The following is an 18,562-nucleotide window of genomic DNA, read 5'->3' on the forward strand; positions in this document are numbered from 1 at the left end:
CCAAAGGACATGACGCTTCGTGCACTTGCTCAACCTCGGCATCCTCGCCCACGTCGACGCAGGTAAGACCAGCCTGACCGAGCGGCTGTTGCACTCGGTCGGTGTGATCGACGAGATCGGCAGCGTCGACGACGGGAACACCCGTACCGACACCCTCGCGCTGGAGCGCCGGCGCGGCATCACCATCAAGTCCGCCGTCGTCTCCTTCCAGGTCGACGACGTGACGGTCAACCTCATCGACACCCCCGGCCACCCGGACTTCATCGCCGAGGTGGAGCGCGTGCTCGGCGTGCTCGACGGCGCCGTCCTCGTCGTCTCGGCCGTCGAGGGCGTCCAGGCGCAGACGCGGGTCCTGATGCGGACGCTGCGGCGACTGCGTATCCCGACCCTGCTGTTCGTGAACAAGATCGACCGCCGCGGGGCCCGCCAGGACGGTGTGCTGCGCGAGATCGCCGACCGGCTCACCCCGGCGATCGTGCCCATGGGCACGACCGAGGGGCTCGGCACGCCCGACGCCTCCTTCACCCCGGGTCTCGCCCCGAGCGCGCTCGACGTCCTCGCGTCCCAGGACGACGACGTGCTGTCCGCGTACGTCGACGGCACCCTCTCCCACGACCGCCTCCGCGCGGCGCTCGTGTCCCGCACTCGACGGGCCCTCGTCCACCCCGTCTACTTCGGCTCCGCCATCACCGGCGCGGGCGTGCGCGAACTGGTCGCCGGGATCGGGGAGTTGCTGCCCCCGGCCGCCGGGGACTCCGAAGGGCCGGTCTCCGGCACGGTGTTCAAGGTGGAGCGCGGCCCGGCGGGGGAGAAGGTGGCGTACGCCCGGATCTTCGACGGCACCCTGCGCATCCGTGACCGCATCCCCTTCGGTGCGGCCCGCCAGGAGGGCAGGGTCACCGCGATCACCGTCTTCGACCACGGCACCGACGCTCGGGACGACGCGGTGCCCGCGGGCCGCATCGCCCGGCTGTGGGGCCTGGCCGACGTACGGATCGGCGACACGATCGGCGAACCCCGCGACACCCAGGGGCACTTCTTCGCCCCGCCGACCCTGGAGACGGTGGTCGTCCCGGGTCCGGGCACGGACCGCGGGAAGCTCCACCTCGCCCTCGGTCAACTCGCCGAACAGGACCCGCTGATCGACCTGCGCCACGACGAACTGCGCCGCGAGCTCTCCGTGTCGCTCTACGGCGAGGTGCAGAAGGAGGTCATCCAGGCGACGCTCGCCGACGAATACGGACTCGACGTCACCTTCCGGGAGACCACCACCATCTGCGTCGAGCGACCGGTCGGCTCCGGCACGGCGGTCGAGTACAACAAGAAGGACGACAACCCCTTCCTGGCGACCGTCGGCCTGCGCGTCGACCCCGCCCCGACCGGGGCCGGCGTCGACTTCCGACTGGAGGTGGAGCTGGGCTCCATGCCGTACGCCTTCTTCAAGGCCGTCGAGGACAGCGTCCGCGAGACCCTCGGACAGGGCCTGTGCGGCTGGCGGGTCCCGGACTGCACGGTGACGATGACCCACTGCGGCTACTCACCCCGGCAGAGCCACGCCCACCAGGGCTTCGACAAGAGCATGTCCAGCACCGGTCACGACTTCCGGGGCCTGACCCCGCTCGTCCTGGTCGAGGCGCTGCGGCGGGCGGGGACGCGGGTGTACGAGCCGATGCACGGGTTCCGCGTCGAGGCCCCGGCGGACACCCTGGGCGCGCTGCTGCCGGTGCTGACCGCGCTGCGGGCCGTGCCGGAGAGCACCGAGACGCGGGGCAGCGTCTGTGTGCTGACGGGCGCGGTACCGGCCGGGCGGGTGCACGAACTGGGCCGGCGCATCCCCGGACTCACGCGCGGCGAGGGCGAGTTGGAGAGCGCCTTCGACCACTACGCCCCCGTCACCCACGGCACGGCCCCGGCCCGCCCGCGCACCGACCACAACCCGCTCCACCGCAAGGAGTACCTGTTGAACGTGATGCGACGAGTGGGGAGTTGAGGCGACGGAGGCGGAACGGGTGCGAAAATCCTGAAACTTACTCAAGAGTCAGAAGTATTGACGGTGTCAGGAAATCCCCGGACTGTAGTGGACATGCCGAATATCCGGGCTCGTCTGCTCGTGGTTCTGGTTGTCCTCTGCGGATTCCTGACGGTGGCGGGTGCCTCGCCCGCCACCGCCGCCACCGTCCCCGACTCCCTCTCGTTCGACGGCACGGCCCTCACCGTGTCGAACGGCCGCTTCGTCGACGCCACCGGCCGCGAGGTGGTGCTGCGCGGCTACAACGTCTCCGGCGAGACCAAGCTGGACGAGCACAGCGGCCTGCCCTTCGCCTCGGTGGCCGACGCTAAGAAGTCGGCGACCGCGGTGCGCGCCCTCGGCGGCGCCAACGCGGTCCGCTTCCTGCTGTCCTGGGCCTACGCCGAGCCCGTGCGCGGCCAGGTCGACACGGCCTACCTGGCCGCCGCGACCGCGCAGATGCAGGCCTTCCTCGACGCCGGCATCCGCGTCTACCCCGACTTCCACCAGGACCTCTACTCCCGCTACCTGTTCAACGAGGGCAGTTGGTACACCGGCGACGGTGCCCCCAAGTGGGCGGTGGATCTGGGGAGTTACCCCGCCGAGTCCTGCGGCATCTGCCTCTTCTGGGGTCAGAACATCACCCAGAACGCGGCCGTGACCAAGGGTCAGTACGACTTCTGGCACAACAACTACGGTCTGCAGGACGCCTTCCTGACCACGGCGCAGTCCACGATGACCTACCTCGTGCAGCACCTCACCGCCGCCGAGTTCGCGGGTGTCGTCGGCTTCGACCCCTACAACGAGCCGTTCGCCGGCACCTACGACTCCGGCCAGGCCTCCCGCACCTGGGAGGCGAACCTGCTGTGGCCCTTCTACCAGAAGTTCCGGGCCCGGATGGACGCGGCCGGCTGGCAGACCAAGCCCGCCTTCGTCGAGCCGAACCTCTTCTGGAACTCCAACATCGACTCCCAGAAGCAGGAGGGCGGCCTGCTCGACGCGGGCACGCTCGGCTCGCGCTACGTCTTCAACACCCACTTCTACGACCAGAAGGCCATCTCCGGCATCCTCATGTGGGGCAACGCGGCCGACGGCCAGTACGCGACCGACTTCGGCACGATCCGCGACCGCGCCTCGGCCGCCGGCACCACCGCCATCGTCAGTGAGTTCGGGCACCCCCTGTCCGGAACGGTCGCGGGCAAGGCGCCCACGGTCCTCAAGGCGATGTACCAGGCCCTGGACTCCCGTGTCCCCGGGGCGAGTTGGTGGACCAACCCGGCGAACTCCGGCCCAGTCCTGTCCGGCTCCCAGTGGCAGTGGGACATCTACAACGGCCGCCACCACGAGCTGATGAACGACAACCCCGACAAGGTGCTCACCTCCGGCGACGCCTGGAACGACGAGGACCTCTCCGCCGTCAACATGAACGACTCCGGCACGGTGACCCTTCGCCAGGACGCCCGCCTGCTGGACCGGATCTACCCGAGCGCGACCTCGGGCTCCACGGCCGCGTTCACCTATGAGGACCGCTCCCGGGACGGTTCGACGACCCTGACCTGGAACCCGGTGCCGAGTTCGCTCCCGAATGTGTCCTCGCTGGTGGGCACCGGTCAGTACAGCCTGCTGGTGTGGCGCTCGGGCAGTGCCACGGCACCCACCGAACTTCACCTCCCGGCGTCCTTCCCCACCTCGACGACCACGGTCGTCTCCGACCTGGGCACGGCGTACGCGCCGCCCGCCTACACCTCGTCGACCCCCGTCGGCGTGGCCCCGGAGCCGGGCGGCACCGGCAGCCGCCGGCTGCTGCTGACGGACTCCGACTCCGGCGTCCTGCACTACGCGCTGGTGACCAACGGAGCGACCTCACCGTCCGCTTCCCTGCTGAGCGCGGCGAAGTCCGAGCTGGCGGCTTGGGCGGCGACGAAGTTCTGACCAAGGACACGGGTCCGGCCAGGCCCTCGACCGGTCGACTCCGGCGGGGGTCGGCCGGCTTTCCCCAGTACTGCAACGGCAGTTGATCAGCCCGGAGGCCGTGCGCTCGGCGGCGGTGTAGGGACCAAGACCCGGCACGGCAGCCAAGCCCGCTGTCGACGCATTGGTGACGATGGACCCGCCGCCGCTTGCGCCGATCGGTGACGAACAGTGCTTCACCGCCGGCGGCCCGGATCTCTGTGACGAGGTGTTCGCCGAGTTCGGTGCGCCTGGCGACGACGACCGGGCGGTCGCCGAAACGACGAGAGCGCACATCAGCCTAAAAGAGATCGGGAGTTGTCGGCGTCACGTCATCGAGAAACGCGCTCACCATCGGCACCAGTACCGCCGACTCCCAGAAGATGCCGACGTGCGTCGTCGGCAGGATCACCAAGCGCGCGGCCGGAACCGCGCCCCATGACGTTGCCGCGTCCGCATCGTCGCCGCCTCGCATCTTGAAAAACGCCAGCGTGTGCTCCGGCTTCACATCATCCGCATCACCGGCGATGACCATCGTCTTGACAGAGATCGACCGCATCTCCGCGTCGCTGATGTTCTGTTCTTCGCCGCCGAAGACTCTCATCTTTCTGAGGTAGGCCTCGAACGCCGTGGCGTCCGGCGTGTGTGCCATGAACGCCTTCTCGACGGACGTACCGGCCCACGGTGAGGTGCCTCCGGAATCCTCGGTGCCCTCCACCACCCACGGATACCAGCCGTCCCTGCGGTAGGCGGCCGACAGCGTGACCAGCTTCTTGACGAGTGCCGGGTGCCGGAGCGCGAGCTGCAGTGCGACCCCGCCGCCTTGTGAGTAGCCCATCACGTCCGCGCGCTCGACCGACAACGCGCGCAGCAACGCCGCGGCATCGTCGGCGAACTGGGGGTAGGACAGCTCGCGTGACGTGTCCGGCGTGCGGCCGTGCCCCTGCTGATCGAAGACGATCACGGTGCGCGTGCCCGCGAAAGCCGACACCCATGGCTCCATCGAGGCGGCGGCCATGTACGCGCCCGGGATGAGCAGCAACGGAGCCGTTTCCGACGCGCCGAGCTCTCCATACACCTCGTGATACAGGCTCACACCGTTGATCGGCAGGTGACCACTGCGCGAAGGCTTCATCGCCACCCCTGTCCCGACTCAGTCATACGGTCACCTGGTGGCCGGCCCGGCGAAGCACACCGACGGCTTCCGCAAGCCGGGCTGCTGGGACGAGCACAAGGTCTCCGTCGTAGCTCGCGGCTGTCCAGACCGGGAGCTCGCCGGCGGCGAGCGGCGCGACGACAGCGCTGAGCATCCCCGTCGTTTCCGGGTCGTGCGCGTCATCGCCGTTCCACAGCGCCGCCCAGCCGTCCTTAGCCGTGTCGTCGCGCCGCATCGCGGCGCCTCCGTCAGGACCGAGCACGAGCGCGAGCAGGCTGGATTCGAGGGCGACCTTGCGGACGTCGGACACCCGCTCAAGGACGAAGCGGCCCTCGAGCACGCGAAGATTCTGAGTTCGGGCGACCGGCACCGAGCTCACGCGCCGCGCGGCCGACGTACGCGGTGACACAGCATCAGAGTCCGCGTGACTGCCTTCGTCGTCGCCGGCATGAGCCATTCGCATGTCCTCCCGTTGCGGCATAGCGATCCAGGCAATGCGGGATCCCCTCCCCTGTTCTACCGCTGTGCCGCACCCGCCGCCACGCCGTTGCACGAGCTGGTCCGGGTCGCGGGCGCGCGTTGGACCCCCGGACCGTTCAACTGCCGTTGCGGTACTAGGTGATGGGGAAATCGAAATAGGTGTGCGGAAAAGGTTCGGCTTTGAGTGTGTAATGCCACCACTCGCAGGCGTAGGAACGAAAACCGCAGGCTTCCATGATGGAACACAGATGCTGACGGTTCGCCGCCTCGACTTCCGTGATCCCCTTTGCTCCATGATGCGAGATCGAATCCATGAGGTCGTGGTCACCGCCCATGGGGGCCAATTCGCCGGTAGCCAGGACGTACAGCGTCAGGTCCACGGTGCTCCCGCGACTGTGGCCCGACCTGGCGGCCACGTATCCCAGGTCGAACATCCCGGATCTCTCGATGTTCGGATAGTGCCGGGGTTTCGTGCGGCCGTCCTCCGGCTGTTGCGACCACCGAAGAAAGCAGTCCACGGCTCGCTGCGGGCGATAGCCGTCCCACAGAAGCAGTCCGAAGCCGAGGGACTCGGCTTTTTCCTGCGCCTTTTCCAGAGCCGCGCACAGGCGCCGCGTGCCGACGATTCGATTGGCCAGATAGCCGTCAACCGGTTTGCCGGTGAAGTTGTCCCAGGTGGCGTACTTGGCATCCCAACGTATTCCAGGAACCACCTCGTCCACGAAGACGAAATCTTCCTTCATCGGCTTTTCTCCGTCAGCGCCAATGACGCCAGCCGGTCGATCACCTCGGAAAGCGGCAACCCCGCGGCCGCCATCATCCTCGGATAACGGCTGTACGAGGTCAGACCGGGCAGGGTGTTGACCTCGTTGAGGACGACTTCTCCATCGTCCCTGAGGAACATGTCCACCCGCGAGAGTCCCGTACATCCCAGCGCGCGGTACACGGCCTTCGCTGTCTCCTGGACGAGTGAACGCGACTCTTCCGGAATGTCGGCCGGGACGATCGGCGTGGAGTTTTCGGAACCGCTTTCAGGCTCGTCCTCCTGGTGGATTCGGAAGAATCCGTGAGTGAGGGAGATGTGATCCACCTCGCCCGCGAACAGATCCAGCTCGTTCCCGAGGATGGCGCATCCGGTCTCGCTGCCGACGACAGCCTCTTCGATCAGCACCTTCGAGTCGTACCGCCGTGCGGTCTCCACAGCGCTCAGCAGTTCCTCTTTCCCGGACACCTTGCTGACGCCGAAGGACGACCCCGAACGGGCCGGCTTCACGAAGACGGGATAGGTGAGCAGGTCGGGATCGACGTTTTCGTGCGCCATGACGGTCCAGAAATTCGGCGTGGCGATTCCCGCGCTTCTGGCGACGAGGTAGGCGAGAGACTTGTCCATGCACAGGGCAGAACTCTGTACATCGCAGCCGACGTAGGGGATGCCGGAGAGCTCCAGCAGACCCTGCATCGCGCCGTCCTCGCCGAGTTTGCCGTGCAGGACGGGCAGCACGAGGTCCAGACCGATCGCTTCGTATCGTCCCTGCTCCAGGACGAGCAGGCCGCCGGCGCTCCGGTCGGGCGACAGCAGGGCCGGACGGCACCTGCCGGCCTCCCAGTCCGCGTCAGGCCCGTCACAGAGTTTCCAGGCGCCGTTCTTCGTGATCCCGATATAGAACGGCTCGTACTTGTCGAGGTCGAGGTTTCGGGCGACCTCCTGCGCGGACTTGACGGAGACGGGATGCTCTTCGGAGCAGCCGCCGAATATGATGCCGACCTTCAACCTAGCCATGCTGACTCCTGCTTTCGAATTTCAGACAGTTGGAGAGGGAGTTCTCGACCATGTCGCTCAGGGCGTGATCCGTGTAATAGGCGGTGTGCGGGCTGATCAGTACATTCGGCAGACTCTGCAGCCGCAACAGCGGTTTGCTGTCGATGGGTTCGTCCCTGCGGTCGGCGTAGAAGATTCCTTCCTCTCCTTCGAGGACATCCAACGCCGCGCCGCCCAGCCTGCCGCTCTCCAATGCCTGGACAAGGGCCTCGGTGTCGATGAGCGCGCCACGTCCGGTGTTGACAATCAGCGCGCCGGGCTTCATCTGCTCCATGCGCCGCTGATCCAGCAAATGGCGCGTGTCCGCGTTGAGCGGCGCATGGAGCGTGACCATGTCGCTCAGCTTCAGCAATTCATCCAGTGGCACGTAGTCGGCGGCGGTTTTTGGACGGTTGTCATGGGCCAGGATGCGGCAGCCGAAGCCCTGAAGCCTGTCCATGACCGCTGTGCCGATGCGGCCTGTGCCGATCACTCCGACGGTCAGATCGCGCAGCTCTTTCCCGCGCAGTTCACTCAATCGGTAGTCGTGCATGTCTGTGCGACGGACGATGGATTTCGCATCTCGCACCGCCATCAACATCAGCATCAAGGTGTAGTCGGCAACGCTGTCCGGCGAGTAGCAGACGTTTTCAACGGTGATGCCGACACTGCCCGCGTATTCCACATCGACGTGGTTGTACCCGATGCTCCTTGTGGAGATGTACGTCACGCCGGCTTGGCCAAGCGCAAGAAGAGTGGCGTTGCTGATGCGGGTCTTGTGGCCGACGCTGATACATCGGCTTCCGGACGCCATTTCAATAGTGGCCGCGGATACCGGTGCGTCGGTGATGGTCGGCGTTACGCCGAAGCGTGGCGCCAGCTCCTGGAACAAGACGGCTTCATCTGGGCCGCACCCATAAATGGTGACCCGGGGCGGTTCGCTGTCGCTGTCGGTCATGCCTCCAGTCAAGGAGGTGTGGTGTTGCCCGAACGTATGTGGTTTTCGATATGCCTGCGATACACCACACTGCCTTGACTGGGGCCATGCCTTTCCAGGAAACAGCCTTCATCGGAACCCGGTCATGATCCCGCTCAGCCTCGGCGAGATCGCCGCGGTCGTCGGCGGGACGGTCGAGGGCGACGGTGCCGTGACGGTGACCGCGCCGGCCGTGCTCGACGGTCGGCAGGTCGAGCCGGGCGGTCTCTTCGTCGCCTTCGCCGGCGAGCACGTCGACGGCCACGACTACGTGGGGCAGGCCGGACGGGCCGGCGCGGTGGCCGTGCTCGGCTCCCGGCCCACGCCGCTGCCCACCGTCGCGGTCGACGACGCTCGGGCCGCACTGCAGGCGCTCGCCGCCCACGTCGTGGCCCGGCTGCGGGACGGGCCGACCGTTGTCGGAGTGACCGGCTCCCAGGGCAAGACCGGCACCAAGGACCTGCTGGCGGCCGTGCTGTCGAGTGCCGGGCCGACGATCGCCACCATCGGCTCGCTCAACAACGAGCTCGGCGTGCCGCTCACCATGCTGCGCGCCGACGCGGCCACCCGGTTCCTCGTCCTTGAGATGGGAGCCCGCCACGTCGGCGACATCGCCGCGCTCACCGGTCTGGTCGCGCCCGACATCGCCGTAGTCCTCAATGTGGGCCAGGCCCACCTCGGCGAGTTCGGGTCGCGCGCGGCCATCGCCAGGACCAAGGGCGAGTTGGTGCGGGGGCTGGCGCCCGGCGGCACCGCCGTCCTCAACGCCGACGATCCCCGGGTGGCCGCGATGCGCTCGCTCACCGACGGTCCGGTGCTGACCTTCGGCCGGGCGCGGCACGCCGACGTGCGGGTGCTCGACCTGACGCTGGACCGGCTCGGCCGACCGTCCTTCACACTGCGGACCGCGGACGCCTCGTCTCCCGTCGCGCTGCCGCTCGTGGGCGCCCACCAGGCGCTCAACGCGTCGGCCGCCGCAGCTGCGGCACTGGCGGCCGGCGTACCCCTCGACCTGGCCGCGGCGGCGCTGGCCACGGTCTCGCTGTCGAGGTGGCGCATGGAGCTGCGCGACCTCGCCTGCGGCGCGACGCTGCTCAACGACTCCTACAACGCCAACCCCGACTCGACCCGCGCCGCCCTGAACGCGCTGGCGGCGATCGAGCGCGGGCGCCGCATCGCCGTCCTCGGCGAGATGCTCGAACTCGGTGCCGCGAGTGAGGCCGAGCACCGCGCTGTCGGGGAGTACGCCGCGGCCCGGGCCGACGTGGTGGCCGTGGTCGGCGAGGGCGCCCGGTCGATCGCCGAGGGCGCGGGGGAGCGGGCGGTGTCGCTGGCCGACAACGACGCGGCCGTCGACTGGCTGCGCGGCCACCTCGCGGCCGGCGACGTGGTGCTCGTCAAGGCCTCGCGCGGGGCGTGCCTTGATGAAGTCGCCGCCGCGCTCGGGTAGTTCGACGACGTGGTCACGGTCTCGGACGAGGTTGCCGTGATGCAGCATCGAGCCGCGGTGCCGCATCGAGGTGAACCTCTCAGGCACGACCCGTGCGCCGGTCCGATAGGAGCGCAGGCTCGGGCTCAGCGCCCGCGCCGCCTCATGTACAGGTCGAAGGCCCGATAGACCATCGGCCGCAGAGGCAGGTCCCACTCGCCCACGTACCGCACCGCCTGACCGCCCGTGCCGACCTTGAACTGGATCAGGCCGACGTGCGGGTCGTCGGCGTCGAGGGTGGGGGTGATGCCGCGCAGGTCGTAGACGTCGCAGCCGGCCGCCAGCGAGTCGCGGATCATCGCCCACTGGCAGGCGTTGGAACCGCGCACCTCGCGCTTCCCGGTGGAGGAGGCGCCGTAGGAGTACCAGGCGTGGGCGCCGACGCGTACCAGGACGGTGGCGGCGACCAGGTCGCCCTGGTGATGGGCCAGGTAGAGCCTGATCCGCTCGGGATCCTCGGCGCTCAATGCCGCGACCATGGTCTCGAAGTAGCCCAGTGGGCGGGGCGTGAAGCGGTCGCGCTCGGCGGTGTGGACGTAGAGGTCGTGGAACGCCTTCAGGTCCCGGCCGAGCATGTCCTCGACCGTGCTCCCGACCGTGACCTCGACTCCCTCCTTGGCCGCCTTCTTGATGTTGCGGCGCCAGAGCTGGTTCATGCCCTTGAGCAGGTCGTCCTCGGTCTTGCCGGCCAGCGGAATCTCGTACTTGAACTGCGGATGCCCGACCCCGAAGCCGTCCTCCGGGCTCTGCGGCAGCCAGCCGGCGTCCCTGAGCCGGCCGGCCACGCGGGCGCCGACCGGGTCGGCCCACTGGCCGGACATGTCGGTGAGCCGCCTGATGCCCGGGTCGGTGATGCCCTCCTTGACCTGGGCGGCGCTCCAGGTGTGCGTGCGCACCGGCGGGCCGAGTCGGACCGCGAACGCGCCGTGTGCCTTGAGATACGCCGCCAGTGGGTCGAGCCACGCGTCGATCTCGCCGGTCCAGTCGATGACCGGGCCCTCGGGCAGATAGGCCAGGGTGTAGCGGTCGAGCCGCGGCACCGGGCGGTGCAGGACGAGCCCGGCACCGACCAGCCGTCCGCGGTCGTGCCAGCCGAGGGACTCGCTGCGCCACTCGGTCTTGACGCGGGCCCACGCCGGAGTCTGCAGAAAGCTGACCGACCGCTGTGCCCGCACGAACGCCAAGTGGTCGGCGGCACTGATCGGCCTGACGGTCAGGCTCGCGCCCGCGGCTGTTCGTACTGCTTCGCTGTAGGACATGCCTCCAGCCAAGGCGGCGCGGTGTTGCCGGTGCGTATGCGGTTTTCGGTACGGCGACGATATGCGCCGACTCCTAGCATGGAGGGCATGAGCGTAAGGCAGGAGACCGTGGGCAGGGCGCCCGGGATGAGCGTTCGCCTCAAGCTCACCCTCAGCTACGCCGGATTCCTCGTGGTCGCGGGTGGCCTGCTGCTCGCCGCCACGGGCGTGTTCATCCTGAGCTACGGGAGCCTGGGACCTGCCCACACGGGGGTGGTGAGGTCGCCTCAGTCCGCCGCCATGGTGCGTGCCTTCGCCCCGACGGCCGTCGCGGTCATGGCGTTCCTGCTGGTCTTCGGACTCATCGGGGGATGGATTCTCGCGGGTCGCATGCTCGCCCCCCTGACTCGCATCACGGCCGCCACGCGGATGGCCACGACCGGGTCGCTCTCTCACCGGATCCGGCTGCCGGGCCGCAATGACGAACTGCGCGAACTCGCGGACGCCCTCGACACGATGCTCGCACGGCTCGAAGCCCACGTGGCCAGTCAGCGGAGGTTCGCGGCCAACGCCTCTCACGAGCTGCGCACCCCGCTCGCGATCTCGAAGACACTTCTCGACGTGGCCCGCGCCGATGCGAACCACGACACCGGCGAACTCATCGACCGCCTCCACACCGTCAACACCCGAGCCATCGACCTCACCGAGGCGCTGCTCCTGCTCAGCCGCGCCGACGAGCAGTCCTTCAGCCGAGAACCCGTCGACCTGTCCCTCCTGGCGGAAGAGGCCACCGAAACACTTCTCCCCCTCGCGGAAAAGCACGGCGTCACCATCGAGACAGGCGGCGACATCGCCCCCACGAGCGGTTCGCCGACGCTCCTGCTGCAGCTGACCGCGAACCTCGTGCACAACGCGATCGTCCACAATCTGCCTGAACAGGGCACCGTGTGGGTCAACACCAGCGTCCGCCCCAGGGCTGTGGTGCTCACCGTCGAGAACACCGGCGTGAAGCTCACCCCCCAGCTGGTCTCGACACTGACCGAACCATTTCAGCGCGGCACCGAGCGCATACTCACCGACCACGCGGGCGTCGGCCTCGGCCTGGCCATCGTCCAAACCATCACCCACGCACACGACGGCACCCTCACCCTCACCCCGCGTTCCGCCGGCGGCCTCCGCATCACGGTGGAACTCCCCGCGGCGCCGAGCGCCCTTTCGGAGCGCTGAGGAAGGGGTGCCCTTCTCGCCGAGGCCGATGACGCGACAAACTGTCGTATCAGGCGGCGAGGGAGGAATCAGTGGCGGGCAGGCTCAAGGCCCCGACCGGACGCTACGGCGGCAAGTCGGCCACGGAACGGCAGGCCGAACGGCGCAGGAGATTCCTGGACGCCGCCTTCGACCTGTTCGGCGACGCACCCGGTTACCGCGCCACCACGGTCGCGGCACTGAGCGAGGCCGCGGGACTCTCCACGCGCCAGTTCTACGAGGAGTTCCACACCCTCGAAGACGTGCTCGCCGCGCTCCACCTCCAGGTCAACGCCTGGGCCGAGGAGGCCGTCCTGGCCGCGTTCGCCGAGGCCCGCGATCTCCCGCTCGCCGAGCGCGTCACCGCGATGTTCCGGGCCTACGCCGCGAACGTCAGCGGCGATCCGCGCCGGATCCGCATCACCTTCGTCGAGATCATCGGCGTCAGCCCACGCCTGGAGGAACAGCGTCTCGCCCGTCGCTCCCGCTGGGTGGACCTGATCTGTGCCGAGTGCGACGCGTCCGCGGCCCGGGGCCAGGCGGCCCGCCGCGACTACCGCATCGCCGCGACCGCCTTCATCGGCAGCGTGAACGGTCTGCTCCACGACTGGAGCGCCGGATGGCTGGACGCGACCCTGGACGATGTGGTGGACGAACTGGTCCGGCAACTGCTGGGAATTCTACGGCCGGAGGGCTGGTCCCCCGAGGGCGATTGAGCAGGGAGGACGCGAGGAGCGCCCGAGGGGGCGTGAGTTGAGGACATCAGCCGCCCAGCCTCTCCACAGCCTTCACCACCACCGCCACTCCATCCTCCGCACGGATCCGCGCGCCCAACTCCTTCGCCCGCCACCCCAACTCCGCGTCTCCGGTGGCCCGTTCGAGCGCCGCGGCCAGCGTGTCGGTGGTGAGGCGACGCAGGGGCACGGCACACGGGGCGACTCCGAGGCGGACCAGGCGAGCCGCCCAGAAGGCCTCGTCGAACTGGATCGGTACCGGTACCGCGGGGACCCCGGCCCGCAGGCCCGCGCCGGTCGTGCCCGCGCCCGCGTGATGGACCACGGCGGCCATGCGCGGGAACAGGGCGGAGTGCGGGACCTCGTCGACGGTCAGCATGTCGTCGCCGGACGCCTCCAGACCGCTCCAGCCCCGCTGGATGACCCCGCGCAGCCCGGCCCGACGCAGGGCGCGCACGACGTCGGCGCTGAGCCGCTCGGGGTCGGGCACGGTCGCGCTGCCCAGCCCGACGTACACCGGCGGTGGACCCGTGTCGAGGAAGTCCCGTAGCACGGAAGGGAGTTGGGTCTCGACGTCGTAGGGCCACCAGTAGCCCGCGATGTCGAGTCCCGCCCGCCAGTCGGACGGTCGCGGCACCACCAGCGGGCTGAAGCCGTACAGCACCGGTGGCGCCTGTCGCTCGCGGGCCCGCCAGGCCGCGACGGCGCGCACGCGTGGCAGTCCCAGGCGGTCCCGTACGGCCGGCAGGGTCCCGGCGAACACCTGCTGCACGGCCAGCGTCACGCCATGACCGGCGATCCGGTTCCCGGCGGCTCCCAGGGACCGGGCGCTGAGCATCGGGGGCGCGAACTCGCGTGTGGGGGTGAGGGGTTGGAGGGCGACGTCCAGGCTCGACAGGGACAGGCCCTCGGCGATCGTGTGCCCGAGCGGGCCCACCGAGGGGGCCAGGAGCAGCAGGTCGCTCGCCCGAGCGGCCGTCACGAGGTCGTCGGCCATCCGGCCGACCACGTCACGCGCCATCGAGACCAGGCGCACCAGCTTTCCCAGGCCGCTGGCGCTGTCGTGCAGTCCTCGACCGCGCGAGGACTCCAACTCCGCCCGCGGGTCCACCGGCAGGGGATGGAAACGGACCCCCGACCCCGCCACCAGCGGTTCGAACCGGGCATGCGTGACCAGGGTGACCTCGTGCCCGGCCCGGGACAGCCCGTACCCGAGCCCGGTGTAGGGGGCCACGTCGCCCCGGGATCCCGCCGTCATGATCGCTACCCGCACGACGGCCAGTATGGTCCCGCGACCCGCCGTACGGCGACAACACCCCGAGAACAACGGCCACTTCACGCCTGTCACATCCGTTGACTTCCCTCTCCCCGTGGCTCTACTTTCGGCGCGCAAAGTGTTCGGATCACCGATCCATGTTCGAGATATCGGCCATGCCGATCGTCTCGACCGCCCTTGACCATCCTCGACCGTCTTCGGGACCCCGCCGAAGGAGCCGCATGAACCCCCCGACGCTCACCACCCACAGAGGTCTCGTCCGACGCTGCAGAGCCGCCGCCGTCCGACTCCTCGTCCTCGCCCTGACCACGACCGCCGCGCTGCTGTTCGCCGGACCCGCCCCGGCCCAGGCCGCGACGAGCCGCCAGATAGCCGTGCCCACCGCCCCCATGGGCTGGGCCTCCTGGAACAGTTTCGCCGCGAAGATCGACTACAACGTCATCAAGCAGCAGGTCGACGCGTTCGTCGCCGCCGGTCTGCCCGCGGCCGGGTACAAGTACATCAACATCGACGAAGGCTGGTGGCAGGGCACCCGCGACAGCGGCGGCAACATCACCGTCGACACCAGCGAGTGGCCCGGCGGCATGAGCGCCATCGCCGACTACATCCACAGCAAGGGCCTCAAGGCCGGCATCTACACCGACGCCGGCAAGGACGGCTGCGGCTACTACTACCCGACGGGTCGCCCCGCCGCGCCGGGCAGCGGCAGCGAGGGCCACTACGACCAGGACATGCTGCAGTTCTCGCAGTGGGGCTTCGACTTCGTGAAGGTCGACTGGTGCGGCGGTGACGCGGAAGGCCTCGACCCGGCGACGGCGTACACGTCGATCAGCTCCGCGGTGACGAAGGCGACGGCCGGCACGGGCCGGCCGCTCACCCTCTCCGTCTGCAACTGGGGCTACCAGAACCCCTGGAACTGGTCGCCGGGTCTGGCCCCCATGTGGCGGACCAGCACCGACATCATCTACTACGGCAACTCGCCGTCGATGACGAACCTGCTGTCCAACTTCGACCAGACCCTGCACCCGACCGCCCAGCACACCGGCTACTACAACGACCCGGACATGCTGATGGTCGGCATGAACGGCTTCACCGCCGCCCAGAACCGCACCCACATGAACCTCTGGGCGATCTCCGGCGCACCCCTCCTGGCTGGCAACGACCTGGCCACCATGACCTCCGAGACCGCCGGGATCCTCAAGAACCCCGAGGTCGTCGCCGTCGACCAGGACGCGCGCGGACTCCAGGGCGTCAAGGTCGCCGAGGACACGACGGGACTGCAGACCTACGGCAAGGTCCTGGCCGGCAGCGGCAACCGTGCCGTCGTCCTTCTCAACCGCACCTCCTCCGCCCAGAACATCACCGTCCGCTGGTCCGACCTCGGTCTGACCAACGCCAACGCGACCGTCCGTGACCTGTGGGCGCGCGCCAACGTCGGTACGTACGGCACGAGTTACACCACCAGCGTCCCGGCGGGCGGCTCGGTGATGCTCACCGTCACCGGCGGCACCGAGGCGTCCGGCAGCACCTACACGGGCACGTCCAGCTTCTCGGGCGTGGTCGCCGGCAACACGGGCGTGAAGACCGTGGACGTGGCCTACACCAACAACACGTCCACCGCCCGCACGGCGACCCTCAAGGTCAACGGGCAGGGCACGACGGCGGTCTCCTTCCCGCCCACCGGCTCCACCCAGGGCGCGATCTCCGTCCAGGTCGGCCTGGCGAAGGGCTCCGCGAACACGCTGACCTTCACCGGCGCGCCGACCCTGGCCGACATCACGGTCCGCCCGTTGCCAGGAGCGAACGGCACCCAGGTCATCGGCACCCAGTCCGGCCGCTGCCTCGACATCTACAACAACACGATCACCAACGGCACCCAGTCCGAACTCTGGGACTGCAACGGCGGCCAGAACCAGTCCTGGACGTACACCTCCCGCAAGGAACTCGTGGTGTACGGCAACAAGTGCCTGGACGCCTACAACCAGGGCACGACCAACGGCACCAAGGTCGTGATCTGGGACTGCAACGGCCAGAACAACCAGAAGTGGAACGTCAACTCCGACGGCACGATCACCAACGTCAACGCGGGCCTGTGCCTGGACGCCTACAACGGCGGCACGGCCAACGGCAGCCAACTCGTGCTGTGGACCTGCAACAGCGGTACCAACCAGAAGTGGACGCTGTCGTAGGGCCGCGCTAGGCGCACACGAGCAGCAGCACGACCGTGACCGCGGCGCACGTCAGCAGCCAGCCGGCCAGCAGACGGCGCCGCAGATCGCGGTACGCCTCCTCGTACTCGCCCCGCACCTCCCGGGCACGCTTCGCGGTGTGCTGCCAGGAGGTGCGGGCGAGTGCGAGGTACTCGGTCTCGAACCGCCGCTCCGCCTCGGCTCGTTGATGCTCTGTCAGCCAGTCCAGCGACGCGGCGAAACGCACCGCGGCAGCGTGCCCCTGTTCGCGCTCGGAGGAGAGGAGCAGATGGCCCTCGATCTCGTTGAGGAACGCCCTCGTGTCCACGGGATGCTCGTCCATGGCCGTCACGGCGCCGTCAACTCCCGCTCAGCTACCTGCTGTTCGGGGTGGTGCAGGTCGAACGCCGGCGATTCGCTGCGGATGCGGGGGAGGGAGACGAAGTTGTGGCGCGGGGGTGGGCAGGAGGTGGCCCACTCCAGTGAACGGCCGTAACCCCAGGGGTCGTCGGTCTCGACCCTCTTCCCGTACTTGGCGGTCTTCCAGACGTTGTAGAAGAAGGGGAGGAGAGACGAGCCGAGGAGGAAGGAGGAGATCGTCGAGATGGTGTTGAGGGTGGCGAAGCCCTCCACCGCGAGATAGTCGGGAATCCTGCGCTGCATGCCCTCGGCGCCCAGCCAGTGCTGGACGAGGAAGGTGCCGTGGAAGCCGATGAACAGCGTCCAGAACGTGATCTTGCCGAGGCGTTCGTCGAGCATCTTGCCGGTCATCTTCGGCCACCAGAAGTGGAAGCCGGCGAACATCGCGAACACCACGGTGCCGAACACCACGTAGTGGAAGTGGGCGACCACGAAGTAGCTGTCGGAGACGTGGAAGTCGATGGGCGGGGAGGCGAGCATCACGCCGGTCAGGCCGCCGAACACGAACGTCACGAGAAAGCCCATGACCCAGAGCATCGGTGTCTCGAAGGACAACGATCCCTTCCACATGGTGCCGATCCAGTTGAAGAACTTCACGCCGGTCGGCACGGCGATGAGGAACGTCATGAAGGAGAAGAACGGCAGCAGCACGCCGCCGGTGACGTACATGTGGTGGGCCCACACCGTCACCGACAGGCCGGCGATGGCGATGGTGGCGCCGATCAGGCCCATGTAGCCGAACATCGGCTTGCGGGAGAAGACCGGGATGACCTCGGAGATGATGCCGAAGAACGGCAGCGCGATGATGTACACCTCTGGATGGCCGAAGAACCAGAAGAGGTGTTGCCACAGCAACGCCCCGCCGTTGGCCGCGTCGAAGACATGTGCCCCGAACTTCCGATCCGCCTCCAGCGCGAACAGCGCGGCGGCGAGAACCGGGAAGGCCAGCAGGACCAGGACGGCGGTCAGCAGCACGTTCCACACGAAGATCGGCATGCGGAACATGGTCATGCCCGGCGCGCGCATGCAGATGATGGTGGTGATGAAGTTGACCGCGCCCAGGATGGTGCCGAAGCCGGAGAACGCCAGACCCATGATCCACAGGTCGGCGCCGATGCCCGGCGAACGCACCGCGTCCGAGAGCGGGGAGTAGGCGAACCAGCCGAAGTCGGCCGCGCCCTGCGGGGTGAGGAAGCCGCCCACGGCGATGGTGGAGCCGAACAGGTAGAGCCAGTAGGCGAACATGTTCAGCCGCGGGAAGGCGACGTCGGGGGCGCCGATCTGGAGCGGCATGATCCAGTTCGTGAAGCCGGCGAACAGCGGCGTCGCGAACATCAGCAGCATGATCGTGCCGTGCATCGTGAACGCCTGGTTGAACTGCTCGTTCGACATGATCTGCAGACCGGGCCGGGCGAGCTCGGCGCGCATCAGCAGCGCCATCACGCCGCCGATCAGGAAGAACGCGAACGACGTGACGAGATACAGCGTTCCGATGGTCTTGTGGTCCGTGGTGGTCAGCCACTTGATGCTCTGGCGATTGAGGTTCTTCACGCCCCGCCTGTGTCCGCTCACTCCTCACCGGTCACACTCGGGGAACGCGATC

15 protein-coding genes are annotated in these 18,562 nt (G+C 68.5%); 6 read left to right on the forward strand and 9 right to left on the reverse strand.

The window, feature by feature from the left end:
- Window positions 1–19: 19 nt before the first annotated feature.
- Window positions 20–1,990: a TetM/TetW/TetO/TetS family tetracycline resistance ribosomal protection protein gene (locus M2283_RS05790; RefSeq protein ID WP_280874934.1), complete on the forward strand. Its 1,971-nt coding sequence runs from the start codon at window positions 20–22 to the stop codon at window positions 1,988–1,990.
- A 93-nt stretch (window positions 1,991–2,083) separates the two neighbouring features.
- Entirely contained in the window at window positions 2,084–3,940 is a 1,857-nt protein-coding gene (locus M2283_RS05795; RefSeq protein WP_280874935.1) for a cellulase family glycosylhydrolase, read from the forward strand.
- 319 nt (window positions 3,941–4,259) lie between these two features.
- On the opposite strand, the gene M2283_RS05800 is transcribed toward M2283_RS05795, so the two are convergent.
- The 5 genes from M2283_RS05800 to M2283_RS05820 all read right to left on the reverse strand — a co-directional run bounded on the left by M2283_RS05800 (window position 4,260) and on the right by M2283_RS05820 (window position 8,350).
- Complete coding sequence (locus M2283_RS05800; protein ID WP_280874936.1) at window positions 4,260–5,093, reverse strand: alpha/beta fold hydrolase; 834 nt, start codon at window positions 5,091–5,093, stop codon at window positions 4,260–4,262.
- Window positions 5,094–5,115: 22 nt separating this feature from the next.
- Window positions 5,116–5,454, reverse strand: a complete 339-nt coding sequence (locus tag M2283_RS05805; protein ID WP_280874937.1) for an ACT domain-containing protein — start codon at window positions 5,452–5,454, stop codon at window positions 5,116–5,118.
- Window positions 5,455–5,728: 274 nt separating this feature from the next.
- Window positions 5,729–6,337 carry a D-Ala-D-Ala dipeptidase VanX gene (gene vanX / locus M2283_RS05810; RefSeq protein ID WP_280874938.1) on the reverse strand — a complete coding sequence of 203 codons (609 nt, stop codon included), beginning with the start codon at window positions 6,335–6,337 and terminating at the stop codon, window positions 5,729–5,731.
- Window positions 6,334–7,374: a D-alanine--(R)-lactate ligase VanA-Sc gene (vanA-Sc, locus tag M2283_RS05815; protein ID WP_280874939.1), complete on the reverse strand. Its 1,041-nt coding sequence runs from the start codon at window positions 7,372–7,374 to the stop codon at window positions 6,334–6,336. The genes vanX and vanA-Sc overlap by 4 nt, the downstream gene beginning before the upstream one ends.
- Window positions 7,367–8,350 carry a D-isomer specific 2-hydroxyacid dehydrogenase family protein gene (locus M2283_RS05820; protein ID WP_280874940.1) on the reverse strand — a complete coding sequence of 328 codons (984 nt, stop codon included), beginning with the start codon at window positions 8,348–8,350 and terminating at the stop codon, window positions 7,367–7,369. The genes vanA-Sc and M2283_RS05820 overlap by 8 nt, the downstream gene beginning before the upstream one ends.
- A 124-nt stretch (window positions 8,351–8,474) precedes the next feature.
- Here M2283_RS05820 and M2283_RS05825 point away from each other — a divergent pair, with 124 nt between their 5' ends.
- Window positions 8,475–9,818, forward strand: a complete 1,344-nt coding sequence (locus tag M2283_RS05825) for a UDP-N-acetylmuramoyl-tripeptide--D-alanyl-D-alanine ligase (protein WP_280874941.1) — start codon at window positions 8,475–8,477, stop codon at window positions 9,816–9,818.
- Window positions 9,819–9,943: 125 nt separating this feature from the next.
- Here the strand turns inward: M2283_RS05825 and M2283_RS05830 are convergent, their stop codons facing one another.
- Complete coding sequence (locus M2283_RS05830) at window positions 9,944–11,116, reverse strand: lipid II:glycine glycyltransferase FemX (RefSeq protein WP_280874942.1); 1,173 nt, start codon at window positions 11,114–11,116, stop codon at window positions 9,944–9,946.
- Window positions 11,117–11,224: 108 nt separating this feature from the next.
- Here M2283_RS05830 and M2283_RS05835 point away from each other — a divergent pair, with 108 nt between their 5' ends.
- Window positions 11,225–12,322, forward strand: a complete 1,098-nt coding sequence (locus M2283_RS05835) for a sensor histidine kinase (protein WP_280875558.1) — start codon at window positions 11,225–11,227, stop codon at window positions 12,320–12,322.
- A 71-nt stretch (window positions 12,323–12,393) separates the two neighbouring features.
- On the forward strand, window positions 12,394–13,056 hold the full coding sequence (locus M2283_RS05840; RefSeq protein ID WP_280874943.1) for a TetR/AcrR family transcriptional regulator: 663 nt from the start codon (window positions 12,394–12,396) through the stop codon (window positions 13,054–13,056).
- A 46-nt stretch (window positions 13,057–13,102) separates the two neighbouring features.
- Here M2283_RS05840 and M2283_RS05845 read toward each other — a convergent pair whose 3' ends face one another.
- Window positions 13,103–14,332, reverse strand: coding sequence for a glycosyltransferase (locus M2283_RS05845; protein ID WP_280875559.1), 1,230 nt, complete (start codon window positions 14,330–14,332; stop codon window positions 13,103–13,105).
- A 239-nt stretch (window positions 14,333–14,571) separates the two neighbouring features.
- On the opposite strand from M2283_RS05845, the gene M2283_RS05850 reads away from it, so the two are divergent.
- Window positions 14,572–16,539 (forward strand): ricin-type beta-trefoil lectin domain protein, encoded by a 1,968-nt coding sequence (locus M2283_RS05850; RefSeq protein WP_280874944.1) that lies wholly within the window; start codon window positions 14,572–14,574, stop codon window positions 16,537–16,539.
- 7 nt (window positions 16,540–16,546) lie between these two features.
- On the opposite strand, the gene M2283_RS05855 is transcribed toward M2283_RS05850, so the two are convergent.
- Together M2283_RS05855 and ctaD are read right to left on the reverse strand one after the other, a co-directional pair.
- Complete coding sequence (locus M2283_RS05855) at window positions 16,547–16,882, reverse strand: hypothetical protein (RefSeq protein WP_280874945.1); 336 nt, start codon at window positions 16,880–16,882, stop codon at window positions 16,547–16,549.
- Between the two features lie 5 nt (window positions 16,883–16,887).
- Window positions 16,888–18,510: an aa3-type cytochrome oxidase subunit I gene (ctaD, locus tag M2283_RS05860; protein ID WP_280874946.1), complete on the reverse strand. Its 1,623-nt coding sequence runs from the start codon at window positions 18,508–18,510 to the stop codon at window positions 16,888–16,890.
- Between the last annotated feature and the right edge of the window lie 52 nt (window positions 18,511–18,562).

Source organism: Streptomyces pseudovenezuelae (assembly GCF_029892565.1).
Taxonomy (GTDB): Bacteria; Actinomycetota; Actinomycetes; order Streptomycetales; family Streptomycetaceae; genus Streptomyces; species Streptomyces pseudovenezuelae_A.

Coding starts and splice junctions, on each gene's coding strand:
- M2283_RS05855 (WP_280874945.1), bottom strand. CDS start 16,882: ATGGACGAGCATCCCGTGGACACGAGGGCGTTCCTCAACGAGATCGAG.
- M2283_RS05850 (WP_280874944.1), top strand. CDS start 14,572: ATGAACCCCCCGACGCTCACCACCCACAGAGGTCTCGTCCGACGCTGC.
- M2283_RS05830 (WP_280874942.1), bottom strand. CDS start 11,116: ATGTCCTACAGCGAAGCAGTACGAACAGCCGCGGGCGCGAGCCTGACC.
- vanA-Sc (WP_280874939.1), bottom strand. CDS start 7,374: ATGGCTAGGTTGAAGGTCGGCATCATATTCGGCGGCTGCTCCGAAGAG.
- vanX (WP_280874938.1), bottom strand. CDS start 6,337: ATGAAGGAAGATTTCGTCTTCGTGGACGAGGTGGTTCCTGGAATACGT.
- M2283_RS05825 (WP_280874941.1), top strand. CDS start 8,475: ATGATCCCGCTCAGCCTCGGCGAGATCGCCGCGGTCGTCGGCGGGACG.
- M2283_RS05845 (WP_280875559.1), bottom strand. CDS start 14,332: ATGACGGCGGGATCCCGGGGCGACGTGGCCCCCTACACCGGGCTCGGG.
- M2283_RS05820 (WP_280874940.1), bottom strand. CDS start 8,350: ATGACCGACAGCGACAGCGAACCGCCCCGGGTCACCATTTATGGGTGC.
- M2283_RS05800 (WP_280874936.1), bottom strand. CDS start 5,093: ATGAAGCCTTCGCGCAGTGGTCACCTGCCGATCAACGGTGTGAGCCTG.
- M2283_RS05795 (WP_280874935.1), top strand. CDS start 2,084: ATGCCGAATATCCGGGCTCGTCTGCTCGTGGTTCTGGTTGTCCTCTGC.